This is a genomic window from Burkholderia sp. MSMB617WGS (genome assembly GCF_001532025.2).
Taxonomy (GTDB): domain Bacteria; phylum Pseudomonadota; class Gammaproteobacteria; order Burkholderiales; family Burkholderiaceae; genus Burkholderia; species Burkholderia savannae.
Genome location: NZ_CP013458.1, coordinates 2,676,818 through 2,700,159, shown reverse-complemented (window position 1 = coordinate 2,700,159; position 23,342 = coordinate 2,676,818). Strand labels below are relative to the sequence as shown.

The 23,342-nt window shown below is 68.8% G+C and carries 21 protein-coding genes; 15 read left to right on the top strand and 6 right to left on the bottom strand.

The window, feature by feature from the left end; genetic code table 11:
* Window positions 1-238: 238 nt before the first annotated feature.
* The gene (locus tag WT60_RS32780) at window positions 239-1,894 is read right to left on the bottom strand and encodes a GMC family oxidoreductase (RefSeq protein ID WP_060356489.1); all 1,656 of its coding nucleotides are present in this window, start codon (window positions 1,892-1,894) and stop codon (window positions 239-241) included.
* A 135-nt stretch (window positions 1,895-2,029) separates the two neighbouring features.
* Here WT60_RS32780 and WT60_RS34885 point away from each other — a divergent pair, with 135 nt between their 5' ends.
* Together WT60_RS34885 and WT60_RS32770 are read left to right on the top strand one after the other, a co-directional pair.
* Window positions 2,030-2,227, top strand: coding sequence for a hypothetical protein (locus WT60_RS34885; RefSeq protein ID WP_059642733.1), 198 nt, complete (start codon window positions 2,030-2,032; stop codon window positions 2,225-2,227).
* A 62-nt stretch (window positions 2,228-2,289) separates the two neighbouring features.
* Entirely contained in the window at window positions 2,290-2,736 is a 447-nt protein-coding gene (locus WT60_RS32770) for a DUF2834 domain-containing protein (RefSeq protein ID WP_063889423.1), read from the top strand.
* 21 nt (window positions 2,737-2,757) lie between these two features.
* Here WT60_RS32770 and WT60_RS32765 read toward each other — a convergent pair whose 3' ends face one another.
* Window positions 2,758-3,693 (bottom strand): LysR family transcriptional regulator, encoded by a 936-nt coding sequence (locus tag WT60_RS32765; protein ID WP_059575700.1) that lies wholly within the window; start codon window positions 3,691-3,693, stop codon window positions 2,758-2,760.
* A gap of 276 nt (window positions 3,694-3,969) precedes the next feature.
* On the opposite strand from WT60_RS32765, the gene WT60_RS32755 reads away from it, so the two are divergent.
* Window positions 3,970-5,085: an SRPBCC family protein gene (locus tag WT60_RS32755; protein ID WP_060356488.1), complete on the top strand. Its 1,116-nt coding sequence runs from the start codon at window positions 3,970-3,972 to the stop codon at window positions 5,083-5,085.
* Between the two features lie 237 nt (window positions 5,086-5,322).
* Here WT60_RS32755 and WT60_RS32750 read toward each other — a convergent pair whose 3' ends face one another.
* The 4 genes from WT60_RS32750 to WT60_RS32735 all read right to left on the bottom strand — a co-directional run bounded on the left by WT60_RS32750 (window position 5,323) and on the right by WT60_RS32735 (window position 8,150).
* On the bottom strand, window positions 5,323-5,763 hold the full coding sequence (locus WT60_RS32750; protein WP_038753903.1) for an SRPBCC family protein: 441 nt from the start codon (window positions 5,761-5,763) through the stop codon (window positions 5,323-5,325).
* On the bottom strand, window positions 5,744-5,908 hold the full coding sequence (locus WT60_RS34880; protein WP_156437395.1) for a hypothetical protein: 165 nt from the start codon (window positions 5,906-5,908) through the stop codon (window positions 5,744-5,746). The genes WT60_RS32750 and WT60_RS34880 overlap by 20 nt, the downstream gene beginning before the upstream one ends.
* A gap of 294 nt (window positions 5,909-6,202) precedes the next feature.
* Window positions 6,203-6,820, bottom strand: a complete 618-nt coding sequence (locus WT60_RS32740) for a DUF2878 family protein (RefSeq protein WP_038753898.1) — start codon at window positions 6,818-6,820, stop codon at window positions 6,203-6,205.
* A 202-nt stretch (window positions 6,821-7,022) separates the two neighbouring features.
* Window positions 7,023-8,150: a DUF6670 family protein gene (locus WT60_RS32735; protein ID WP_059575695.1), complete on the bottom strand. Its 1,128-nt coding sequence runs from the start codon at window positions 8,148-8,150 to the stop codon at window positions 7,023-7,025.
* A gap of 665 nt (window positions 8,151-8,815) precedes the next feature.
* Between WT60_RS32735 and WT60_RS32725 the strand changes: the two genes are divergently transcribed.
* From WT60_RS32725 to WT60_RS32650, 12 genes are all read left to right on the top strand, one after another.
* Window positions 8,816-10,048 (top strand): 3-methyl-2-oxobutanoate dehydrogenase (2-methylpropanoyl-transferring) subunit alpha, encoded by a 1,233-nt coding sequence (locus WT60_RS32725; protein WP_059669728.1) that lies wholly within the window; start codon window positions 8,816-8,818, stop codon window positions 10,046-10,048.
* A gap of 5 nt (window positions 10,049-10,053) precedes the next feature.
* A complete protein-coding gene (locus WT60_RS32720) occupies window positions 10,054-11,097 on the top strand; it encodes an alpha-ketoacid dehydrogenase subunit beta (RefSeq protein WP_038753892.1) in 1,044 nt (347 codons plus the stop codon).
* Window position 11,098: 1 nt separating this feature from the next.
* Window positions 11,099-12,556 carry a dihydrolipoamide acetyltransferase family protein gene (locus tag WT60_RS32715; RefSeq protein ID WP_060356486.1) on the top strand — a complete coding sequence of 486 codons (1,458 nt, stop codon included), beginning with the start codon at window positions 11,099-11,101 and terminating at the stop codon, window positions 12,554-12,556.
* A 4-nt stretch (window positions 12,557-12,560) separates the two neighbouring features.
* Window positions 12,561-13,961 carry a dihydrolipoyl dehydrogenase gene (gene lpdA, locus WT60_RS32710; RefSeq protein WP_059642720.1) on the top strand — a complete coding sequence of 467 codons (1,401 nt, stop codon included), beginning with the start codon at window positions 12,561-12,563 and terminating at the stop codon, window positions 13,959-13,961.
* A gap of 653 nt (window positions 13,962-14,614) precedes the next feature.
* Window positions 14,615-15,751: an autoinducer binding domain-containing protein gene (locus WT60_RS32700; RefSeq protein ID WP_059669725.1), complete on the top strand. Its 1,137-nt coding sequence runs from the start codon at window positions 14,615-14,617 to the stop codon at window positions 15,749-15,751.
* A 438-nt stretch (window positions 15,752-16,189) separates the two neighbouring features.
* A complete protein-coding gene (locus WT60_RS32695) occupies window positions 16,190-16,450 on the top strand; it encodes a hypothetical protein (RefSeq protein WP_038753878.1) in 261 nt (86 codons plus the stop codon).
* Complete coding sequence (locus WT60_RS32690; RefSeq protein ID WP_060356485.1) at window positions 16,450-17,130, top strand: flavin reductase family protein; 681 nt, start codon at window positions 16,450-16,452, stop codon at window positions 17,128-17,130. The genes WT60_RS32695 and WT60_RS32690 overlap by 1 nt, the downstream gene beginning before the upstream one ends.
* A 354-nt stretch (window positions 17,131-17,484) precedes the next feature.
* Window positions 17,485-18,738, top strand: a complete 1,254-nt coding sequence (locus WT60_RS32680) for an MFS transporter (protein WP_038753872.1) — start codon at window positions 17,485-17,487, stop codon at window positions 18,736-18,738.
* A gap of 250 nt (window positions 18,739-18,988) precedes the next feature.
* Window positions 18,989-19,804 carry a 4'-phosphopantetheinyl transferase superfamily protein gene (locus WT60_RS32670; RefSeq protein ID WP_038753925.1) on the top strand — a complete coding sequence of 272 codons (816 nt, stop codon included), beginning with the start codon at window positions 18,989-18,991 and terminating at the stop codon, window positions 19,802-19,804.
* Window positions 19,805-20,081: 277 nt separating this feature from the next.
* Window positions 20,082-21,431, top strand: a complete 1,350-nt coding sequence (locus WT60_RS32660) for an LLM class flavin-dependent oxidoreductase (protein WP_038753867.1) — start codon at window positions 20,082-20,084, stop codon at window positions 21,429-21,431.
* A 119-nt stretch (window positions 21,432-21,550) separates the two neighbouring features.
* Window positions 21,551-22,450, top strand: a complete 900-nt coding sequence (locus WT60_RS32655; RefSeq protein ID WP_161788703.1) for an NAD(P)-dependent oxidoreductase — start codon at window positions 21,551-21,553, stop codon at window positions 22,448-22,450.
* Window positions 22,451-22,751: 301 nt separating this feature from the next.
* On the top strand, window positions 22,752-23,237 hold the full coding sequence (locus WT60_RS32650) for a hypothetical protein (RefSeq protein WP_059669752.1): 486 nt from the start codon (window positions 22,752-22,754) through the stop codon (window positions 23,235-23,237).
* The last annotated feature ends 105 nt before the right edge of the window (window positions 23,238-23,342 follow it).

Genomic DNA, 23,342 nt, shown 5'->3' with positions numbered 1-23,342 from the left:
GACGTGTGACGTGTGACGTGTGACGTGTGACGTGTGACGTGTGACGTGTGACGTGTGACGTGTGACGTGTGACGTGTGACGTGTGACGTGTGACGTGTGACGTGTGACGTGTATCGCGCGCGGCGGACGCCGCGCGCGATACCGTCGCGCCTGGGTTTCATGCGTGCACGTCGATCGCCACGCACCACACGCACCGCGCGCCATGCGCCGCGTCGACACCCCCCCACGCCGCCCCCACTCACGCCGCGAGCTCTTCTCCGATGCTGTCCCAGCGCTGCTCGCCCGCGGCGGGCACGTGGCTCATTGCGTGCTCGGCGAGCGCGGTGATCGTGAGACTCGGGTTCACGCCGAGATTCGCGCCGAGCACCGAGCCGTCGCAGATGTACATGTTGCGATAGCCGAACACGCGGTTGCGGCCGTCGCACACGCCGTCGCGCGCGTTGCGCGCCATCGCCGCGCCGCCCATGCAGTGCGCGGTCATCGGCACGTTCAGCAGGATCTCGGTCAGCGACGTCATCGGCACGCCGCCGAGCGCGCGCGCCGCCTTCTGCGCGAAGTCGTTCGCGGCCGGGATGTACGCGGGGATCTTCGCGCCCGACGTCGCGAGCTGCTTCGAGAACGGCCAGAACCAGCGGCGCTTCAGGCGCATCGTCAGGTGCCCGTCGAGCGTCTGCATGCACAGGAAGATCATCGTCTCGCGCGCGAAGCCGCGCGGATCGATCATCCGCAGCGCGGTCAGCGGCCGCGTCGCGAGCAGCTTCGCGAGCGAGCCGAGCCACACGAGCGGACGCAGCCCGCCGGGCGCGCCGCGCGTGAGCACGGTCGTCAGCAGTCCCATCGTATCGGAGCCCGAAGGATAGCGGGTGGCCTCGATGTGCGTGTGCTCGTCGATGTAGATGCCCGAGCCGATCGCGACGCCCTTCGAAAGATCGACGCTCGATTTCGGAAAGCGCACGCCGATCAGCGATTCGGCGTTCGTGCGCACGCGCTTGCCGAGCGCGCCCGACAGATGCGGCAGCGAGCGCTTCTCCCGCAGGCGCATCAGCAGATCCTGCGTGCCGAGCGACGACGCGGCGAACACGACGCCGCGGCACGTGATGCGGCGCTTCGCGCCGCGCGTGCCGGCCGCGAGCGACACGGTTTGCACCGCGTAGCCCGCCGCGCCGTCGTCGCGCGCGCCGAGCGGGCTCACGTCGACGACCTTCGTCTGCTCGCTCACCTGCGCGCCGAGGCGCTCGGCGAGATACAGGTAATTGCGATCGAGCGTGTTCTTCGCGCCGTGGCGGCAGCCGACCATGCAGCCGCCGCAGCCGATGCACGACGTGCGTTCCGGGCCCGCGCCGCCGAAGTAAGGATCGGCGTAGCGCGTGCCGGGCGCGTGCGCGTCGTCGCCGAAGAACACGCCGACCTCGGTCGGATAAAAACTCTTCTCCACGCCGATCAGCTTCGCCATCTCCTTGAGCCGGAAATCGGCCGCGTCCATTCGCCGGTTCGTGACGACGCCGAGCATGCGCTTCGCGGTCGCGTAATGCGCGGGCATCACGCGCTCCCAGTCCGCGAGGCCCGCCCAGGTGCCTTCGCGCCACACCTTGTCGGGCGGCACGAGCAGCGTGTTCGCGTAAGTGATGGAGCCGCCGCCCACTGCATTGCCGTGCAGCACGACGACGTGCTTGAAGAAGCGCATGCTGAAGAAGCCGCGCAGCCCGAGCGCGGGGCGCCATTGCCAGCGCGACAGGTTCCACGTGCTCTCGGGCAGGTTCTCGGGCGTCCAGCGACGGCCCTGCTCGATCACGAGCACGCGATAGCCTTTCTCGGCCAGACGCAGCGCCGATACGCTGCCGCCGAAGCCGGACCCGACCACGACGTAGTCGTAATCGTAGGACTGCTGCTTCATTCGGTTCACCTTTTATGATTGTTCGAACCGCCCGGCGTGCGCGACGACGCGCGTGCGGTTCGTCTCCCTGTCTTCTTCGTCGCGCGATCCGGCGCACGACGCGCGCCGGGCGCCGGATGCGCATGCGCTACGCACATGCGCGTCGATCCGATGCGCGTCCGCCCGCGCGAACCGTTTAGTTTCGAGCGCCTTTCGCCGAGCATCAATTCGAAACACGGCGCGCGCGTTATCGCATTGAATTCGAATTCGTTTACGCGGCGATTCAAACGGGCGGCGACGAAGCGTTCGGCCGGATCGGCGCGCGCGCTTGCCGGCCGGGCCGTGTTGATCTAGGGTTCCTGCACCAGCATCAGCCCGATGCGGAATTTGCCGCCACCACACGAACGATGACCGCCATGCCCATCTCGAGGAAACTGCTTTGCACCGCTTACGGCGTGATCGCGCTCGTCGCGCTGATCGGCACGTGGGCCAACAATCTGCAATATCTGCCGCTCGGCGCGGCGAACGCCGGGCCGCGCTTCCTGCTCGACACGCTCGCGAATCCCGCAAGCCGATCGATCACGGTCGACATCGTGCTGCTCGGGCTCGCGCTGTTTCTGTGGCTCGTGCTCGAAGCGCGCCGTCTCGCGATGCGCGGCGCGTGGATCTACATCGTGCTGAGCGTGGCCGTTGCGATCAGCGTCGCGTTTCCGCTGTTCCTGATCCATCGCGAGCGCGCGCTCGCGGCCGCGCAGCGGCCGACGCCGGAGACGCGCAGCCTGCGCGCGGGCGACATCGCGGGCCTGGTGCTGATCGCGCTGTTCGCGATCGGCTACACCGTCGTCGCGCTGCGGCACGCCTGAGCGCCGCCGCCGCGGCGCGCGTCACGCCGTCGCGCGTTCGGCATTCGCGACGATCGCACGATGCGTGTGCACGATCTGCTCGCGCAACCAGCGAAGGCCCGGCTGCGCATCCTGCTGCCGATGCCAGATGAGGCTTACCTGGATCGGCGCGATATCGACCGGCAGCGGCGCGATCTGCAGCGCGTAGACGTCGGCGAACCGTTCGGCGAGCCGGCGCGGAATCGTGCCGAGCAAGTCCGATTTCGCGACAAGCGCGGGAATCGTCAGATAGTGCGGCACCTGCAGATGCACGACGCGCCGCACGCGGGCGGAACCGAGCACGATCTCGAGCGGCGAGCCGCGCCGGTCGCGCGGCTGGATCGACACGTGGCCGCTTTCCTCGTAGCCGCGCAGCGTGAGACCGTTCGTGAACGCCGGATGGCCGTCGCGCCCGATCACGACGAGATGCTCCTCGTGCAGCGGCTCGTAGCAGAGCTCGGGATTGTCGAAATGCAGGTAGTCGATGGCGAGATCGAGCGTGCCCGTCGTCAGCTGAGCGGGAATGGAGCCGGCGTCGTCGCTCTGCACCGACAGCATCACGTTCGGCGCGCGCGCCTTGATGTGCGCGAGGAGATCGGGCAGCAGCACGGCCTGTCCGTAGTCGTTCATCGACAGCCTGAACAGGTGATGCGTGTCGAGCTCGAAACCGGATTGCGGGCCGAGCCCGATCTGCAGCAGATACAGCGCTTGACGCACCGGTTCGTACAGCGCGCGCGCCTGCGCGGTCGGCGTCATCCCGCGCGCGGTGCGCGTGAAGAGCGATTCGCCGAGCTGCTGGCGCAGCCGCGTCAGCGCGTTGCTGACGGCCGGCTGGCTCATGTGCAGCCGCACCGCGGCGCGCGACAGGTTCTGCTCCTGCATCAGCGCGTCGAAGACGAGCAGCAGGTTCAAGTCCAGTTGTCGCAGGTTCCGGATCATTCGGCGGCGCTCCGGAGCGTGCGCGCGCCGCTCGCGCAACGCCCGCCGCTCGCGCGACGGCGCGAGCGCGCGTTGCGCCGTCGCGCCGACACGGGCGGCGGACGTTCGCAATCGAATGCATCGTTCGACATATCGGAGCGGCGCATGATCGAATTCAGGTCGATGAATAAGTCAAATCACGATTCTCCATTGGAGAAATCATCGAGGCTACTCTAATCTGCCGTCAAGCCGGCGCGCATCGGATGCGCCGCGCTTGCCCGACGACAGGAGACGACGATGACCCAGGACGTGACCGCGTTCCGGACGCACTATCGCGCGAACGTTCATTCGCGCTACAACGCCTGGCGGCACGGCGGTTTCGTGTTCGCATACGGCGCGGCGGCGATCGCGTTTTTCCTGAAGGGCGTCGCGCACGTGAGCGCATATCAATGGGCGACCGTGCCCGTCGCGTTCCTGCTGTTCAACTGGCTCGAATTCTCGATTCATCGGCATGTGGGCCATTTCAAGCGCCGCTTCGGCGCGATGTTCTATCGGCGGCATACGGGCGATCATCACAGCTTCTTCGTGAACGAACAGATGACGTACCGCGACGCGCGCGACTGGCGCGTGATCCTGTTCCCGGCCTGGCTGATCGTCGCGTTCAGCATCGGGCTGTTCGTCGCGCATGCGCTGCTGAGCCGCGTCGACGCGAACGTCGCGGGGCTCTTCGCGAGCACGATGCTCGGCGGCTATCTGCTCTACGAATGCATGCACGCGTGCGAGCACTTGCCCGATGCGCATCCGCTCGCGAACTGGCCATGGATTCGGCAGATGCGCACGCTGCACCGGATTCATCATCGCCGCGACCTGATGCGCGCGTGCAACTTCGACGTCGTCTGGCCGCTGATGGACTGGCTGCACGGCACGCTGCGCTGGAGTGCCGAGCCCGGCGCGGAGTTCTCGACGCGCATGCGGCACGAGATCGATATCGCGCGCCGCCCCGAGGACGTGCTCGCGTATGCGAGCACCGCGGCGTGCTGGCCGCAATGGCATCCGTCGTCGCTGCGCGTCGACGGGCCGGCGGGATCGCTCGCGGCGGGCAGCCGTTTCGACGAGGACGTGCGTGCGGCCGGGCGCGTCGATCATCTGCGCTGGGACGTCGTTCGCCACGAGCCCGGCGTGATCTGGCAGGCGCGCGCGGCGAACGCGGCTGGCAGCCTGCGCATCCTGCTGACCTACGAGTGTCGCGGCGGCGCGCACGGCGCGCGTTTCGTCCGCACGCTGCACTATCATTCGCCGAATCCGCTGCTGCGGCTCGCGAATGCGCTCGTGATGCGCAGGCGCGTCGAACGCGAGTCCGCGCATTCGCTCATGCTGCTGAAGCGGCGGCTCGAAGGGGCGCGCGACGAATGACGTCGGGCGCGCGCGGCCGTTCGACGATGCGTTCGCCGGCGCGGCGACGCATGCGCGACGCATGCCGGGCAAGGTGCAATGTTGCGCATGTCGCGTATGTTGCCCCTTGCGTCGCTCGAATCGTTCCGGCTGCCCGCGTCGCGCGTGTTTCGCACCTTCGGCACGTCGCGCGCTCCGCGCCCTCCGTGTCCTCCGCGCGCCGCGCGGCGGCCACGCCCATTGCCGCATCCCGCACGCTCATGCCCAGAGCCGCCGCCGCGTCACTTTTCCGATCCCGCGGCGAATGCTGCCCTCGAGCACGTGCCGCACGATCGGCGCGACGAGCGGCACCTTGCCTTCGAACGTGATCACGTAATGAAAATACGTGCGGCGCTCGTCGATCGGAACGAAGCGCATCACGCCGTGATGGTCGCGTAGGGGGCTGCCGCGCGTGATCCGGTATTCGATCAGTTCGTTCTCCAGATAGGCGGTCACCGTCTCGACGAACGGCGGCGCGCCGGGCACGCGCATTTCGCGCGCCGAGCCTACGCCGTTGCGCGCCGGCTCGCCGTCGCTGATTCGGCGGATCTTCGCGGGCGAGAAGATTGACCCGAGATTCTCGTGCTCGCTGAAGAAGCGGAAGACCTGCTGGACCGGGGCGTCGAACTCTTCTGCGATTTCAATGCGTTGCTGTTTCATACGAAGGTCGCTTGTCGAGGGTTGAGGAGCGGCCGGCGGGCGGTCGAGCGGCGTGTCGCTCGATCGGGCGGCGGCCGATGCTGCGGTGCGTCACGATGGCCGGGGTTGTCGCGCATGCAATGACGATGACATTGATCAATGTCATCGTCAATCGGGGTGATTGCGCGTGCGAATGCGGGGTCGTATCGCAAGCGCGGTGCGTGCATGCTCGCTGCTGCTGCTGCTGCTGCTGCTGCTGCTGCCGTTGCCGTTGCTGCCGTTGCCGCGAACGGCGAACGGCGAAATGCGAAATGCGAAACGCGAAATGCGAAATGCAAAACCGCCGCGGCCCCGTATGCCCGAGCAAGCAAGCGCCGCGCCGCGTGACATCGCATCCGACGCGCGGCGGACCGCACGCGCATGGCGAGCCGTGGCGGCCGCGAAGCCGCGAACGCGGTGTTCAGGCGCCGCCGCCAAGCCGGCCGTTGCGCACCCACCGGCCGAATGCGAACGCGAGCGGGCCGGCGTGCAGATAAGCGGCGAACAGCCAATACGGCACGCGCGCGAACTGCTGCAACGCGTAGTCGAACAGGCCGAGCGACGACACGAATCCCTCGATCAGCGGCCCGGTCGCGGCCACCATGACGGACAGCGCGGCGATCCGCGCGCGATGTTCGGCCGTCGCGGCGATGCGCGCGAGCCACAGCGCGACGAGCGCGATCGACAGCGCGAGCGGATGCGTATTGCCGAACACGCCGGTTGCCGCATAGACGAGATGCGAGACGGCGACGAGCGCGATGAGCCTCGAAGCCGGCGGCGGCGCCGTGCCGCGCGTGAACGGATACGTCACGGCGAGTATCGCGCCCGCGCCGGCGACGAAGATCGGCCACACGAGCAGCGATTGACCGTCGAGCCGCGGCGCCCAGTTGTACCAGAGGATGCCGTTCCACACGTGATAGAAGTGATCGCCGACGCTGAAGATGCCGAGGCCCGCGATCAGCGCCGCGACGACGGCGCGCCCCATGACCGGCGATTGCGCGGCCGGTTGACGAGCGGCCGGAACGACTGAAGTCTCCATGTTTTCTCTCCCTGTTGATGACGTTGAAATGCCGTCTTTGATACCGTCGCGGCGCGCGATCCGATCCGGTTCCGCCGCGCCGGCGAGCCGGCGAGCGGGCGCGCGGGCGCGCGAGACGCGCGAGACGCGCGCGGAGGAGCGTCTCACGATCGATGCGACGTGCAGCCACGTGACGCGAGGCGATGCAACGCAACGCGATGCATCAGCGATACGACACCTCGCAATCGACGTACTCGATGTACCCGCGCCCGCTGTACGCGCGGCCCTTGACGCTTCCTTCGAAGCGATAGCTGGCGACGTAGCCGCGCCCGTGGCCGAAGCGCCACGGGCTGTCGATCGTGCCGTGCAGTTCGAGCCATGGCCGGCCCGCGTCGTCGCGCGCGGTCCACGACAAGCGATGCGGCAGCCGCATGCGCTTGCCGTCCGGCGACGTCGCGAGCGCGTCCCGATATTCGTCGACGACGAACGCGACGCCGCGCTCGTGAATCTCGGCCGTGCCGTCGAGCGCGCGCAGATGGATGCCCTTGAACGCCTTCTCGCCGAGCACGCGGACTTCGGTCAGCAGCAACTGCACGCCTTCGTCGAGATTCACGATCTGGTACGTGAAGAAATCGAGCGGCAGTTTCCAGCGCTCGCTCAACGGCCGCGCTAACCACGCTTGCGGCGTCGTCATCCGCGCGTATTCGAACGTGCACATCGTGTCGACCGGCATCGTGCGATCGCCGTGGCGGATCGTGCCCGAGCACGTCGCGAGCAGGCTCAGGTGGTCGTAAGCGACATTGCGGACGAACCACGAGACGACGTCGGTGCAATCGATCGCGATATCGAGGCCGAAGTGCGCGTAGTCGGCCTTCACCGTGTAGCGCGGGTACGCGCCCGAGATCGTCAGGTCGTCGCCGAACGCGACGACCGTGTCCGCGCGCCGCGCCGCGCATTCGCGCTTGATCGAATACGCGCGGTAGTGATGCGCGTCGTCGGCGGCCGTCGACGACAGCACCGTCGCGACGTCGCGCGGATCGCCGTCGACCAGATAGTCGTTGTCGAACGCGACGCTGCCCGTCGCGCCGAGCAGCGTCATCACGTTGCAGTACCGGTGCGGCTCGGGCAGGCTCGGAAAGAAGATGCCGTAATGCGTGAGCCCGTAGCGCTTTTCGCGCACGTGCGGCACGAGCATCTCCGGCGTGCGGAACGGATGCGTCGACGCGTCGGCCGCGCGATCGATTCTCGGCAATAGCGCGGCGACCACGAACCGGGCGATCGCCGCCATCAGCGGGCTCGTGCGCGCGGCGGAGGTGGGCGGGGCGTTGCCCGGGGCGATGACTGTGTTCATGGCGAGAGAGGTCGATGAGTCGGGCGGGTGGCGCGAGCGGCGAAGTCGTGACGATTCGGGATGCGAACGACGTCGCGCGCTCGTGCGGTCTCCATGTCGTGAATGAATCGAATATCGCGCGGCCGTGCGAGCTGCGCGACCGGCGCGCGACCGGCGCGAACGGCCGGCGCGGCCTCCGTGCGGTCGACCATTACATCGATCGATGTCATGTTTTGGTGAGTCTAGGACGAAACGCGAAGCGGCGGAAATTGAAAATGGTGATAAGCGATATTCGAATCGCTATGCGTCGCCGACGATCGGGCGCAAGCGAATAACTCGTGACGAGAGTGGGGAGATCGGCGGGGGCGCGCGCCGATTATCGGCGCGCGAATGCGCCGCGACATCGAACGCGCATTCATCCGCAAGCATTTGCGCGTCGCACAAAATACAGCCCGGCGAACATGCCGGCGGCGCGCGCGGCAAGACGAGGCACGGCATCGCATTCGCAGCATCCGGCCGCCGCGATCGCGCCGCCGCGAACGAGCGTGCTGAAATACGTCATAACATTCCGGCGTCCGTTTGAGAATCGGGGCGACTCCGAGTCCGAAGAGACTTTCACCACGTGCGATAACTTTGTTACGCTCTGCGGCGAAGCGTGCGACAAAATCAAACGTGGAGACAATTGAATGAGCCAGTACGGGCCATTGCGATTGCATGTGCCGGAGCCTACCGGGCGTCCGGGATGCAAGACCGATTTTTCCTATCTGCACCTGTCGTCCCCCGGCAAGGTGCGCAAACCCCCCATCGACGTCGCCCCGGCCGACACGAGCGACTTGGCCTATGGCCTCGTGCGCGTGCTCGACGACGACGGACGGGCGCTCGGGCCATGGGCGCTCGATCTCGATCCCGACATCCTGCGCCGCGGCATCCGCGCGATGCTGAAGACGCGCGTCTTCGACGCGCGCATGCAGATCGCGCAGCGCCAGAAGAAGATCTCGTTCTACATGCAGTGCCTCGGCGAGGAAGCGATCGCAGTCGCGCATACGCTCGCGCTCGAACGCGGCGACATGTGCTTCCCGACGTATCGGCAGCAAGGAATCCTGATGGTGCGCGACTATCCGCTCGTCGACATGATGTGCCAGCTGATGTCGAACGAGCGCGATCCGCTGAAGGGCCGCCAGTTGCCGGTGATGTATTCGAGCCGCGAAGCGGGCTTCTTCTCGATCTCGGGCAATCTCGCGACGCAGTTCATCCAGGCGGTCGGCTGGGCGATGGCATCGGCGATCAAGGGCGACACGCGCATCGCTTCCGCGTGGATCGGCGACGGCGCGACGGCCGAAGCCGATTTCCATACCGCGCTCACGTTCGCACACGTGTATCGCGCGCCCGTGATCCTGAACGTCGTCAACAACCAGTGGGCGATCTCGACGTTCCAGGCGATCGCGGGCGGCGAAGGCGCGACCTTTGCCGGGCGCGGCGTCGGCTGCGGCATCGCTTCGCTGCGCGTCGACGGCAACGATTTCCTCGCGGTCTACGCCGCATCCCGCTGGGCGGCCGAACGCGCGCGCCGCAACCTCGGGCCGACGCTGATCGAGTGGGTCACGTATCGCGCGGGCCCGCACTCGACGTCCGACGATCCTTCCAAGTACCGCCCCGGCGACGACTGGACGTACTTCCCGCTCGGCGATCCGCTCGAGCGCCTGAAGCGCCACATGATCGGCATCGGCGCGTGGTCCGAGCAGGAGCACGAAGACACGAAGGCAGCGCTCGAAGCGGATGTGCTCGCCGCGCAGAAGGAAGCGGAGCGCTACGGCACGCTCGCCGACGAGCACGTGCCGAACGTCGCGAGCATTTTCGAGGACGTCTACAAGGAGATGCCCGCGCACCTGCGCCGGCAGCGCCAACAGCTCGGGGTTTGACAGCGATGACGACAGCAAGCAAAGAAGGTCCGGCGGCTTCGCCGATGACCATGATCCAGGCTTTGCGCTCGGCAATGGACGTGATGCTCGAGCGCGACGGCAACGTGGTGGTGTTCGGGCAGGACGTCGGCTACTTCGGCGGCGTGTTTCGCTGCACCGAAGGACTGCAGAACAAATACGGCAAGTCGCGCGTGTTCGACGCGCCGATCAACGAAGGCGGGATCGTCGGCGCGGCGGTGGGGATGGGCGCGTACGGGCTGCGCCCCGTTTGCGAGATCCAGTTCGCCGACTATTTCTATCCGGCGTCCGACCAGATCGTGTCGGAGGCGGCGCGGCTGCGCTACCGGTCGGCGGCCGAGTTCATCGCGCCGCTGACGATCCGCATGCCGTGCGGCGGCGGCATCTACGGCGGCCAGACGCACAGCCAGAGCCCCGAGGCGATGTTCACGCAGGTGTGCGGGCTGCGCACCGTGATGCCGTCGAATCCGTACGACGCGAAGGGCCTGCTGATCGCCTCGATCGAGAACGACGATCCGGTGATCTTCCTCGAGCCGAAGCGGCTCTACAACGGCCCGTTCGACGGCCATCACGACCGGCCGGTGACGCCCTGGAGCAAGCATCCCGCGAGCCTCGTGCCGGACGGCTACTACACGGTGCCGCTCGATTCGGCGGCGATCGTGCGCCCCGGCGGCGACGTGACGGTGCTGACCTACGGGACGACCGTGCACGTGTCGCTCGCGGCCGTCGACGAGAGCGGCGTCGACGCCGAAGTGATCGACCTGCGCAGCCTCTGGCCGCTCGATCTCGACACGATCGTCGAATCGGTGCGCAAGACGGGCCGCTGCGTCGTCGTGCACGAAGCGACGCGCACGTGCGGCTACGGCGCCGAGCTGATCTCGCTCGTTCAGGAGCACTGCTTCCATTGGCTCGAAGCGCCCGTCGAGCGCGTGACGGGCTGGGACACGCCGTATCCGCACGCGCAGGAGTGGGCGTATTTCCCGGGCCCGAACCGGGTCGGCGATGCGTTGCGGCGCGTGATGGAGAATTGATATGGGCATCCACGTCATCAAGATGCCGGATATCGGCGAAGGCATCGCGGAAGTCGAGCTCGGGCTGTGGCACGTGAAGGTCGGCGATCGCGTGAAGGAAGACCAGGCGATCGCGGATGTGATGACCGACAAGGCGTCGGTCGAGATTCCGTCGCCCGTGACGGGCGTCGTCGTCGCGCTGGGCGGCAAGGAAGGCGACGTGCTCGCCGTCGGCAGCGAGCTCGTGCGGCTCGAGGTCGAGGGCGAGGGCAATCACCAGGGCGACCAGAGGAGCGGCCACGGGGACGATCGCGTCGGCGCCGCCGCGAACGGCGTTGCAAATGAAGTTGCAAGCAGCGCTTCGAATGACATCGCGCGCGGCGAAACGGCCTCGTCCTCGGCGCGGCCGGAACGCTTCGCCGACGCGGCGCATGCGCGCGCGAACGCCGCCGCGAGGCCGGCTCGCGCCGGGCGCGATGCCGACGACGCGCGCGCCGCGTCGCATCCGGACGGCGATCGGGCGGCATGGGCCGAACCCGAAGCATCGCATGACGAAGCATCGCGGCGCGCATCGCCGCCGCCCGCGCGCCGGCCGGGCGAGCGCCCGCTCGCGTCGCCCGCGGTGCGCAGGCGCGCGTGGGATCTCGGCGTCGAGCTGCGCTTCGTGCATGGCACGGGCGAAGCGGGGCGCATCCTGCACGAGGATCTCGACGCGTACCTGCAAGGCCGCGGCGCGGCCGCGCAGGGCGCGCGCGGCGGCCACGCGGCCTACGTCGAGCGGCACGACGAGGAGGCGGTGCCCGTGATCGGCTTGCGCCGCAAGATCGCGCAGCGGATGCAGGACGCGAAGCGTCGGATTCCTCACTTCAGCTACGTCGAGGAGATCGACGTCACCGAGCTCGAAGCGCTGCGCGCCGAGCTGAACCGCACGTACGGCGAGTCGCGCGGCCGCCTGACGGTGCTGCCGTTCCTCGCGCGCGCGATGGTGATCGCGCTGCGCGATTTCCCGCAGATCAACGCGCGCTACGACGACGAAGCCGGCGTCGTCACGCGTCACGGCGCGGTGCATCTCGGCGTCGCGACGCAGAGCAAGGCGGGCCTGATGGTGCCCGTCGTGCGCCATGCTGAGGCGCGCGATCCGTGGTCGCTCGCGGCCGAGATCGCGCGGCTCGCGGACGCGGTGCGCACGGGCCGCGCGGAGCGCGACGAGCTGTCGGGCTCGACGATCACGATCACGAGCTTGGGCGCGCTCGGCGGCATCGCGTCGACGCCCGTCATCAATTCGCCCGAGGTCGGCATCGTCGGCGTGAACCGGATCGTCGAGCGGCCGATGTTCCGCGCGGGCGCGGTGGTCGCGCGCAAGCTGATGAACCTGTCGTCGTCGTTCGATCATCGCGTGATCGACGGCATGGACGCGGCCGAGTTCATCCAGGCCGTGCGCGCGCGGCTCGAGCAACCCGCCCTTCTTTTCGTGGAATGACCCGATGACGGACAACAAGACTACGACCCTGCTCGTGATCGGCGGCGGGCCGGGCGGCTACGTCGCCGCGATCCGCGCGGGGCAGCTCGGCGTGCGCACGATTCTCGTCGAGCGCGACAGGCTCGGCGGCACGTGCCTGAACATCGGCTGCATTCCGTCGAAGGCGCTGATTCACGCGGCGGGCGAATTCGACAAGGTGCGCGGCTTCGCCGGCGATTCGCCGCTCGGCATCCGCACGGAAGCGCCCGCGATCGACATCACGCGCACGGTTGCGTGGAAGGACGGCATCGTCAAGAAGCTGACGGGCGGCGTCGGCGCGCTCTTGAAGAAGAACGGCGTCGAAGTCGTGCACGGCGACGCGCGCATCGTCGACGGCAAGACCGTCGAAGTCGACGCGGGCGGCGGCGCGCGCGTGCGCATCCAGTGCGAGCACCTGCTGCTCGCCGCGGGGTCCGAGCCCGTCGAGCTGCCGGCGATGCCGTTCGGCGGCAGCGTGATCTCGTCGACCGACGCATTGTCGCCGGGCAAGCTGCCGAAGCGGCTCGTCGTCGTCGGGGCCGGGTATATCGGGCTCGAGCTCGGCATCGCGTACCGGAAACTCGGCGTCGACGTGACCGTCGTCGAGGCGCGCGAGCGTATCCTGCCGATCTACGACGCGGAGCTGACGAAGCCCGTTGCGGCGTCGCTCAAGCGCCTTGGCGTGCGCGTGCACCTCGGCCACAAGGTGCTCGGGCTGAACGCGCGCGGCGACGCGGTGCGCGTGCAGGACGGCGAGCACGCGCAGACCGAGCTCGCCGCCGACCAGGTGCTCGTGACGGTCGGCCGCCGGCCGCGCACGCAGGGCTGGGGGCTCGAGGCGCTGCAGCTCGATCGCGCGGGCGCCGCGCTGAGGATCGACGACATGTGCCGCACGTCGATGCGCAACGTGTGGGCGATCGGCGACCTGACGGGCGAGCCGATGCTCGCGCATCGCGCGATGGCGCAGGGCGAGATGGTTGCGGAGCTCGTCGCCGGCAAGCGGCGGCACTTCACGCCCGCGGCGATTGCCGCGATCTGCTTCACCGATCCCGAGATCGTGTCGGCCGGGCTCGCGCCCGACGAAGCCGAGCGCGAGTTCGGCGAGTGCCTGAGCGCGTCGTTCCCGTTCGCCGCGAACGGCCGCGCGCTCACGCTCGAAAGCGCGGACGGCTTCGTGCGCGTCGTCGCGCGCCGCGACGATCATCTGATCGTCGGCTGGCAGGCGGTCGGCGTCGGCGTGTCCGAGCTCGCCGCCGCGTTCTCGCAATCGCTCGAAATGGGCGCGCGCCTCGAAGACGTCGGTGGTACGATTCACGCACACCCGACGCTCGGAGAAGCGGTGATGGAAGCCGCGCTTCGCGCGCTCGGCCACGCGTTGCACATCTGAAGCACGCAATCGCGATCGCGCACGCCGCGCGGTCGCGTCCGATATCAACGACGCCGGGACGCGTCGCGATCCCGGCCATCAGGCACAGAGGCGAGCGAGGGCGAATGGCGATCTTCAACATCCACTACGACGAAAACTAAGCGGTACGGCGACGTGCCGGACGCGTTCGCGCGTCGCGGGCTGCGCCGGCCGACGCGTTTCGTTCGCCATTCCGGCGCGCGCCGCCGGCGTGGGGCGTCGTGCCTCGCGCCGGCGGCGTGCGGCGTGAGCGAACGCAGCCTCTGCCGCGCGCTTCGCGCGCGTTTTCGCCTTCGGTGCGCCGTGTCGGCGTACCGGTTCCAGCTCCGATAACGAGGCCCGCCGGGCCCGCCGGCGTTCGACTCGCCCGCGCATCGCGCGGGCGCGCCCTCCCTTTTTCCTTTGCTCGACTCCGCTTGACGACGGCAGCGCCGCTGCCGCGCGACTGATCACCACCGATGGCCGCCGGTGGCCGTGATGCAGGAGCAGCTCTTTTCTTTCCCGACTCCGCACGACGCGTTCACGTCACCGTTCGCAATTTGACCTGCTGCCGTGAGCCGCCCGGTCGTCGTGCGCTTTGCGGCCGTCGGGCCGAACCGCCATCGCCTTCCCACCCCAACCGATGGATCGGCGCCATGGCTCGACAATCCACCTCTGTTTCGTTCGAACTTTCTTCACCCGACCTCGCGCGCACCCGTGACGGCATCGTCGACGGCAAGCGCATTTCGCTCGGCGTCCGAGGCGACGCGCTGTGCGGCTTCGTGCTCGAGCGACGCTGCAAGAGCCCCGGCGAGCCGGTATCGACGCAGCGCGTCGGCCTGCGCGACCCGGCGGCCGTCGCGGCGTTCGTCGAACACGATCCGTATGCGGCGCAGCTCGGAATCGACTACCGGGCGCTGCTCGACGTGCATCGCGGAGCCGACGCGGCGGCTCCGCACGGCGCGCACGCAGCGCACGATGTGCGACATGCGCCTGCGGCGAACGACGCGCTCGATGCATCCCGCACATCGGAGCGCACCGGCGCGGCGGCTGCGGCGGCCGCGCCGGCGACGCAGCCGGAATTCGCGGCCGAATGCGAGCACGACGGCGCGCTGCTCGCGCTGATGCGCCGCATTTGCGCGTCGTGCGGCGCGACTCAGTGCTTCTATCACTGGTTCGTCGTCGACGAAGAGACGGACGAGTTCTCGACCCACGATCTGCTGATCGGCGGCGCACCCGCATGGGCGCAGCGTTACGTGCATCAGCACTGGTATCTGAACGATCCGGCCGTCGCGCACGCGCGCGACAACACGCAGCCGCTGCGCGGCTCGACGCTCGCCGAATTGCCGCCCGATCATTGGCTGAACCATTACGCGCAGACGCAGGGGCTCGGCAGCAACGTGTTCTTTCCCGCGCACCGCCGCGACGTTTCGACGTTCGGACTGCTGCACGTCGCGACGCCGCTGCCGGCGCCGCAGGGCGAGGACATGCCATGGCGCAACCGGCGCCTGCTGCGCGGGCTCGCGAACGAGATGCTCGAATGGCGCGTCGTGCGGCGACGGCGCGAGCTTGCGCAGGAGCTGTCGCTCGCCGCGCAGGACGTGCTCGCGCTGCGGCTCGTCGCACGCGGCGGCGGCGCGCGTCATGTCGCCGAGGAACTGCGGCTCGACGAGCGCGCGGTCTATCAGCTGTTTACCGCGATCAACCGCAAGATGGACAGCAAGCACATCAAGAGCAGCGCGACGAAGGCGAAGCGATTGGGATTGCTCGCCGAAGGCTATATCTCGAAATGAGCGGAACCTCGCCCGTCATATGCCGTAAACGATCTAACGCATTACGCGGGCGTTTTCCGTTAGCCTGTATCGCATGCATCGGCCGCCAAGCGCGATGCGTCTCGGGACCAACGCCGCGCACGCGCGCGGCGCGCCGTCCGGATGCGCGGTCAAGTTTGCCGCCGTATCCATTGCTTCACGATTCAAGCTGAACGAAAGACGCAGCACGTTCGGCGCGGGCCGTATCCGCATCCGCATCGAACGCCGAGAAACAGAAACGAGCAGGTTCGAACGAGAGGCAATCGAACGACGAGGGGCCGGAAGTCGTCGACGAACGATCGCGCACACGAATGCACGGACGCGCGCGGCATCGTTCGCCCGTGCGCCCGTGCGCGATGTCGGCTGAATCGCGACGGGAACGCGCCCCGCGTCGACGCTTCGCAGCGAGGGTCCGGTCAGATGGAGACATGCACCGAATGGGCGCGGCGGTTGCGGCGGATCGTGCGCGGCGCGGGAACGCGCGCGCTGTCGGCCGCCGTGGCGGGGGCGGGCGATGCACGGTGTCGAAGCGACGCCCGCATCGCGTCCGCCGGTCCGCTGTACATCGGTGACGGCTGGTTCCTGATCGGCGGCGCGGCTTCGCGTCCGGGCGCATGCGAATTCGCGCTGTTCGACGGGCCCGTCGCGTCGACCGCCCGAAATCCGAAGGAGGAGACGTAATGGCGAACCCATGGACCCACCGCGCGGCGCGCGCCGCAACCGACGCGCACGCCGCACTCGAGCTGCCGATGCTCGAGCGGGAACGCGAGCGGCGCGACGCGCCGCGCGCCGAGCACGGCGTATCGGCGCCGAGCGGATACGCGCCGGCGTCGAACGGCGCCGCATCGCGCGCGCCCGACGCGCTGACGCAGCATTTCAAGGCCGCGATGCGCCGACTGACGTCGGCGGTGTCGATCGTCGCGACGCGCGACGCGTGCGCGCGCTTCGGAATGGCGGCGACCGCGGTGAGCGCGGTCAGCACCGATCCGCCCGCGATCCTCGTGTGCATCAATCGCGCGGCGACGCTGCATGCGCCGCTGATGCGCACGCGCCGCTTCTCGTTGAATCTGCTGCACGAACGGCAGCTCGACCTGATCGCGCCGTTCAGCGGCAAGCTCGATCACGACGCGCGCTTCGCGCACGGCGAATGGCGCGACGCGCACGGCGTGCCGATGCTCGCCGGCGCGCAGGCGACGCTGCTGTGCGAGGTCGACGGCGATTTCGGCTACGGCAGCCACACGATCGTGATCGGCCGGGTCGATTCGGTGTGGGTCGCCGGGCCCGTCGCGCCGCTGTTGTGGCAGGACGGCGGACCATGCGCGGCACGCGCCCTGACCCCAATCGCGCACGATGCGCAATGACACGACGCCGACGGCGGATTTCCTGCACAAATGCGAAACGCTCATATAGACTGCAAAGCGAATCATCCGATGGTTCCCTGGCCGCCGCGCGGCGCGTCGATGCGCGCCGGATTGTTGCGCTGCCAAGTCTTCGATCGCTCCGAGGCTCGCGCGCGGTGCGAGCGCAAGCGAGATCGTCGCGTGCAACCGAGGGCCGGCGACAAACCGCTTGCCGCACGACGCGCCACCGCGTTCGCGAGTGCGCGCACTTGTCCGCGCCGCGTGACCGAGGGTGCGACGCCGTATCGACATAAAACGAATTGCGTTGCCCGCGACGCGCGCGCGCCGTGGGCAGCCGCCATAACAGGAGCGGACATGTTTGCACCCGAAACGCATCGACGCGACGGTTCTCCACGCATTTTCAATCCCGCGATGATCGCCGTGCTCGCCGGCGCGCTCATCATGAGCGCCGCGATGGGCGTGCGGCAGACCTTCGGCCTCTTCATCGGGCCGTTCTCGTTCGACCACGGCTTGCCCGTCACGACGATCGCATTCGCGATCGCGTTGCACAATCTCGTCTGGGGCGTCGCGCAGCCGTTCGCTGGCGCGGCCGCCGACCGCTACGGCGCCGGGCCGCTCGTCGCGATCGGCGCGCTCGTGTTCGCGCTCGGCCTCGCGATCGCGGCGGTCGTGCCGTCGGGCACGATGCTCGTGCTCGGGATGGGCGTGCTCGTCGGCATCGGCATCAGCTGCACGAGCTTCGGCGTCGTGCTGACGGCGGTCGGCCGCGGCGCGCCGCCCGAGAAGCGCAGCATGGCGATGGGCATCGCGAGCGCGGGCGGCTCGCTCGGCCAGGTCGCGCTCGTGCCGGTCGCGCAGTGGTTCACGACGCATTCGGGGACGATGGCGTCGCTCCTCGTGCTCGCCGGTTGCCTGATCGCGATCGCGCCGTTCGGCGTGCTGCTCGACCGCAACGCGGGCGCGGGCCACGCGAGCGCGCACGAAGCGGCGGCCGTGTCGCTGAAGGACGCGCTGTCGCACGCGGCGCGGCATCGCGGCTATTGTCTGCTGACGGTCGGCTTCTTTACGTGCGGGTTCCAGCTCGCTTTCATCGCGACCCATCTACCGAACTATCTGCTGCTATGTCACATGCCGGTCGGGCTCGGCGCGACGGCGCTCGCGCTGATCGGTCTGTTCAACATGGCGGGCAGCTGGGCGTGCGGCTGGCTCGGCGGGCGCTACCGGCAGCATCACGTGCTCGGCTGGCTGTACCTGATTCGCGGCGCGACGATCGCGGTGTTCTTCCTCGCGCCGAAGACGGATGCGTCGGTCGTCGTCTTCGCGGCGATCATGGGGCTGACGTGGCTCGGCACCGTGCCGCTGACGAGCGGGCTCGTCGCGAAGGTGTTCGGCACGCGGCATCTGGGCACGCTGTTCGGCGTCTGCTTCTTGAGCCATCAGATCGGGTCGTTCCTCGGCTCGTGGCTCGGCGGCTACGTGTTCGACGTGACGGGGTCGTATTCGCTGATCTGGGGCGCGACGGCGCTCGCGGGGCTGTTCGCGGCGCTGCTGCATTTCCCGATCGATGACGCGCCCGCGCATGGCGGCGCGGCGCTCGCGCGGGCGTGACCGGCATGCGCCGGGCCGCGGCGCACGTGAGCGCCGCCGCAGCCGTGCGACGATGCCTTCGCGCCTTGCGCACGACGGACAGCGCCTGCGCGCTCGACGTGAACGCCCGGCACGCATGCGTGACGATGCGGTGCGCACACGCGGCGGTGCGGATGCAATCGCGATCGAAAACGCGAGTGCGAACCTGAAAACGTGAATGTGGACGCGAGTGCGCGCGCGAACGGCGCACTCGCGCGATACGGCAACCCGAATGACAAACGCTTCGACGACCGACCCGACGATGAACGCACCGACCGCACTGCCGCTCGGCGAACGCGACGCGCACGTGTGGTACGCGCGCACCGCCGCATGCGATGCGCCCGCACTGCGCGAACGGTATCGCGCGCTGCTGAGCGCCGCCGAGCACGAGCGCCTCGAGCGCTTCGCGTTCGATCACCTGAAGCTCGAGTACCTGGTGACGCGCGCGTTGTGCCGCACCGTGCTGTCCGCGTACGTCAATGACGTCTCGCCCGCGCAATGGCGGTTTCGCGCGAACGCGCACGGCCGGCCGGAGATCGACGCGGGCGATGCGCGGCCGCCGCTGCGCTTCAACTTGTCGAACGCGCGCAGCGTCGTCGCATGCGTCGTCACGCGGGCGGCCGATGCGGGAATCGACGTCGAGGAGGTGGCGCGCAGCAACGATCTCGACGGCATCGCCGCGTCGCATTTCTCGGCGAGCGAGCGCGCGGCGTTCTTCGCGCTGCCTCCCGAGCGGCGGCGCGAGCGCTTCTTCGAGCTGTGGACCCTGAAGGAGGCGTACATCAAGGCGCGCGGCGTCGGGTTGTCGATCGATCTCGGTCAGTTCTCGTTCGCGCTGCCCGCGCAGCCGATCCGCATCGCGTTCGATCGGCATGTCGACGACGACGCGAGCCATTGGCAATTCGCGCTGCTCGGCATCGGCGCGGAGCATCGGATGGCGCTCGGGATTCGCGACGCGCACGCGGCGGCGCGACCGTTCGACGTCCGGATGCGCGAAATCGTGCCGGACCCGGCGGCGAGCCTGCACGGCGAAGCCGCGATCGGCTGAGCGCGCCGAAGCGCCGATGTGCTGAAAGCGCTTGACGAAGCGCCGGCCGCACCGCAAGCGGAGCGGTCCTGCCGATTTATTTAGCATCGCGAACTGATGGGCGACGTTCGCCCGATGTTCGAGACAGGCGCTGCCGCGTGACGAAGTCCGGGTTCGGCGGACGGCGGCGCCGCGAGGCCGCGCGACGTCGCACGCGGCCTTCCCGGGCGCGCGGCCCGGCGGCATCTGCGCCGCGGCGTTCGCGCGCGCTGTTTGAACGTTTCGATAGAGCCTTCCCATGACCAGAAAACACATCCATTTCGGCGTCCTGATTCAAGGGGCAGGGGCGAACATGAACGCATGGAAGCATCCGAGCGTGCCCCCGGACGCAAGCATCAATTTCGACTTCTACGTGGATCGAGCGCGCCGTGCGGAGGCGGCCGGCATCGCGTTCGCGTTCATCGCGGATTCGGCGTACGTGACGCCGAAGTCGGCGCCGCATTTCCTCAATCGCCTCGAGCCGATCTCGCTGCTGTCCGCGCTCGCGGCCGTCACGTCGAAGATCGGTCTCGTCGGCACGGTGTCGTCGTCGTACAGCGAGCCGTACACGGTCGCGCGGCAGTTCGCGTCGCTCGATCTGATCAGCGGCGGGCGCGCCGGCTGGAACGTCGTCACGTCGTCGATCGAGGGCACCGGGAAGAACTACGGCCGCCCGCACCCGGATCATGCACAGCGCTATGCGATCGCCGAAGAGCATCTCGACGTGGTTCAGGGCCTGTGGGACAGCTGGGACGACGACGCGCTCGTCCGCGATCGCGCCGCCGGCCGCTTCTTCGATCCGGACAAGCTGCACCGTCTCGATCATCGCGGCCGCTTCTTCTGCGTCGAGGGGCCGCTCAACATCCGTCGCTCGCCGCAGGGGCAGCCGGTGATCTTCCAGGCCGGCTCGTCGGACGACGGGATCGATTTCGCGGGCCGCTGCGCGGACGCGGTGTTCTCGAACGGCGGTACGTTCGACGACGCGCGCGTCTTCTATCGCCGCGTGAAGGCGGCGGCCGCCGCCGCGGGCCGCGATCCCGATCACGTGAAGGTGTTTCCGGGCATCGGCCCGATCGTCGGCGCGACGCAGGACGAGGCCGACGACAAGTACCGGCAGGTGCGCGACCTGCTGTCCCCGCGCGAGGTGCTCGCGTATCTCGGTCACTTCTTCCAGCAGCACGACTTCAGCGCCTATCCGCTCGACGGCCCGTTTCCGGACATCGGCAATCTCGGCAGCGACGGGTTCCAGTCGACCACCGACAACATCAAGCGCCTTGCGCGCGAGCGCAAGCTGACGTTGCGCGAGGTCGCATACGAAGTGGCGACGCGGCGCTCGAACATCGGCACGTCCGAGGCGTTCATCGGCACGGCGGAGAAGGTCGCCGACGAGATGATCCGCTGGGTCGACGAGGGCGCGGCGGACGGCTTCATGCTCGGCCTGCCGGTGACGGGCTTCGGGCTCGACGATTTCGTCGACCGCGTGCTGCCCGAGCTGACCGCGCGCGGCTACTTCGATCCGGTGCTGCGCGGCGCGACGCTGCGCGACCATCTCGGTCTGCCCTACAAGGAGAGCCGCTACGCGCACGACGCACAGGTTGCGGCAATTTAGCTAAACTGGCCGGCGGCGCGGCGTGCAACCCGCCGCCAGCCAGGGCGCCCGGCCGGCGCCAGCGCACCGGTCGCCCGCAACCTATCCGATGCGCCGCCGCCACGAGCGGCGGCGAAATCATGGAGACGCTCATGAAAGTAGGATTCATCGGCATCGGCGTGATGGGGCAGCCGATGGCGCTCAATCTCGCGCGCGCCGGCACCGAGCTCGTCGTGTGGAACCGCACGCCCGAGCGCTGCGAACCGTTGCGCGCGGCCGGCGCGCAGGTCGCCGAATCGGCGGCCGACGTCTATCGACACGCGCACGTCGTGATCCTGATGATGGCGACCGACGCCGCGCTCGACGCGGTGCTCGGCCGCGGCACGCCCGCGTTCGCGGGCAACGTCGCGCAGCACACGATCGTCCATATGGGGACGGTGTCCGCCGAATATTCGCGCGGCCTCGAAGCCGATATTCGCGCGGCGGGCGGCCGCTATGTCGAGGCGCCGGTGTCGGGCTCGCGCAAGCCGGCCGAGGCCGGGCAGCTCGTCGCGATGCTGGCGGGCGATCCGGCGGCCGTCGACGAAGTGCGTTCGCTGCTCGCGCCGATGTGCCGCGAGATCGTCGTGACGGGACCGGTGCCGACCGGCCTGCTGATGAAGCTCGCGGTCAACACGTTCCTGATCTCGATGGTGACGGGGCTCGCCGAGGCCGCGCACGCGGCGCGCGGCTTCGGGCTCGACATGAAGCAGTTCCAGGCGGTGCTCGACGCGGGGCCGATGGCGAGCAGCGTGTCGCGCGTGAAGATCGACAAGCTCGTCAACGAAGACTTCGAAGTTCAGGCGTCGATTACCGACGTGTTCAAGAACAGCCGGCTCGCGACCGAGGCCGCGCACGCCGCGCATCTTGCGTCGCCGCTGCTCGACGTCTGCCGCGATCTGTATCGCGAGACCGAGGCGCTCGGGCACGGGCAGGCGGACATGGCGGCCGTCGTGCGCGCGATCGAGGCGCGCAGCGCGGCGCGGAACGCGGGCGGCTGACGAGCGCGCGCGTGCATCGAATGGGCCGCGACGTGCGCCGCATGTTTGCAATGGCTTGCCGCTCTCGACGCGAGGATCGTGCGCGCGAACGGTGGATCGTCGCGGCCGTTCGCGATCGGCGCGCCGCGCGCCGTTTGCATTTGCGCGCGAGCTCGCAGGCGCGCGCTCGCGCGCGAACGGCGTGCGGCGCGCGTGAAACGGATCGATCGGCGAGCCCGCCGACGCGTCGATCGGCTCGCCGGCACGCGATCGAAGCGGCGCAGGCGCGTTGCGCCGCGTCGATTGGCGACGGATGCCGCGCATGACGAACTTGCATCCGAACGGCCCGCCGGTCGCATTGACGGTCGCCTCGGCGGCGGACCGGCCGCTCGTCCGATCGATGTTGCATCGCTATCTGGCGGAACTCGGTCAGCATGACGAAGTGAGTTTCGACTATCCCTATTTCGATCTTTACTGGCAGCCCGGCGAAGCGCGCTGGCCCTATCTGCTCGACGTGGGAACGGCGCGCATCGGCTTCGCGTTCGTGCGCGCGCACGACGAACCCGAGGTCGACCATTCGATTGCCGAGTTCTTCATCCTGCCGCACGCGCGCGGCCACGGCTGCGGCGCCGCGGCGGCTTGCGCGCTGTGGCGCGCGCATCCGGGGCGCTGGGAAGTGAGCGTGATGCGCGGGAACGCGCCCGCGCAGCGTTTCTGGCCGCGCGCGATCGCCGCAGTCGGCGCGGCCGATGTCGTGCGGCTCGAAAGAAACGGCGGCACCGTCTTTCGTTTCGACCTGACCGCTTGATCTCGGATCGGATCGTTTGCATGCCGAAGCGTTTCTCGGCGGCGCATCGCCCACATGGCGCTTTCGTTCAAAAGCATCCGGCGAGACGATGCGCGCCGCGCCCAC

Excerpts from the sequence above, each read along its gene's own strand:
- WT60_RS32780 (WP_060356489.1), bottom strand. The coding sequence starts at position 1,894 with ATGAAGCAGCAGTCCTACGATTACGACTACGTCGTGGTCGGGTCCGGC.
- WT60_RS34885 (WP_059642733.1), top strand. The coding sequence starts at position 2,030 with ATGCGCGTCGATCCGATGCGCGTCCGCCCGCGCGAACCGTTTAGTTTC.
- WT60_RS32770 (WP_063889423.1), top strand. The coding sequence starts at position 2,290 with ATGCCCATCTCGAGGAAACTGCTTTGCACCGCTTACGGCGTGATCGCG.
- WT60_RS32765 (WP_059575700.1), bottom strand. The coding sequence starts at position 3,693 with ATGATCCGGAACCTGCGACAACTGGACTTGAACCTGCTGCTCGTCTTC.
- WT60_RS32755 (WP_060356488.1), top strand. The coding sequence starts at position 3,970 with ATGACCCAGGACGTGACCGCGTTCCGGACGCACTATCGCGCGAACGTT.
- WT60_RS32750 (WP_038753903.1), bottom strand. The coding sequence starts at position 5,763 with ATGAAACAGCAACGCATTGAAATCGCAGAAGAGTTCGACGCCCCGGTC.
- WT60_RS34880 (WP_156437395.1), bottom strand. The coding sequence starts at position 5,908 with ATGACATTGATCAATGTCATCGTCATTGCATGCGCGACAACCCCGGCC.
- WT60_RS32740 (WP_038753898.1), bottom strand. The coding sequence starts at position 6,820 with ATGGAGACTTCAGTCGTTCCGGCCGCTCGTCAACCGGCCGCGCAATCG.
- WT60_RS32735 (WP_059575695.1), bottom strand. The coding sequence starts at position 8,150 with ATGAACACAGTCATCGCCCCGGGCAACGCCCCGCCCACCTCCGCCGCG.
- WT60_RS32725 (WP_059669728.1), top strand. The coding sequence starts at position 8,816 with ATGAGCCAGTACGGGCCATTGCGATTGCATGTGCCGGAGCCTACCGGG.
- WT60_RS32720 (WP_038753892.1), top strand. The coding sequence starts at position 10,054 with ATGACGACAGCAAGCAAAGAAGGTCCGGCGGCTTCGCCGATGACCATG.
- WT60_RS32715 (WP_060356486.1), top strand. The coding sequence starts at position 11,099 with ATGGGCATCCACGTCATCAAGATGCCGGATATCGGCGAAGGCATCGCG.
- lpdA (WP_059642720.1), top strand. The coding sequence starts at position 12,561 with ATGACGGACAACAAGACTACGACCCTGCTCGTGATCGGCGGCGGGCCG.
- WT60_RS32700 (WP_059669725.1), top strand. The coding sequence starts at position 14,615 with ATGGCTCGACAATCCACCTCTGTTTCGTTCGAACTTTCTTCACCCGAC.
- WT60_RS32695 (WP_038753878.1), top strand. The coding sequence starts at position 16,190 with ATGGAGACATGCACCGAATGGGCGCGGCGGTTGCGGCGGATCGTGCGC.
- WT60_RS32690 (WP_060356485.1), top strand. The coding sequence starts at position 16,450 with ATGGCGAACCCATGGACCCACCGCGCGGCGCGCGCCGCAACCGACGCG.
- WT60_RS32680 (WP_038753872.1), top strand. The coding sequence starts at position 17,485 with ATGTTTGCACCCGAAACGCATCGACGCGACGGTTCTCCACGCATTTTC.
- WT60_RS32670 (WP_038753925.1), top strand. The coding sequence starts at position 18,989 with ATGACAAACGCTTCGACGACCGACCCGACGATGAACGCACCGACCGCA.
- WT60_RS32660 (WP_038753867.1), top strand. The coding sequence starts at position 20,082 with ATGACCAGAAAACACATCCATTTCGGCGTCCTGATTCAAGGGGCAGGG.
- WT60_RS32655 (WP_161788703.1), top strand. The coding sequence starts at position 21,551 with ATGGAGACGCTCATGAAAGTAGGATTCATCGGCATCGGCGTGATGGGG.
- WT60_RS32650 (WP_059669752.1), top strand. The coding sequence starts at position 22,752 with ATGACGAACTTGCATCCGAACGGCCCGCCGGTCGCATTGACGGTCGCC.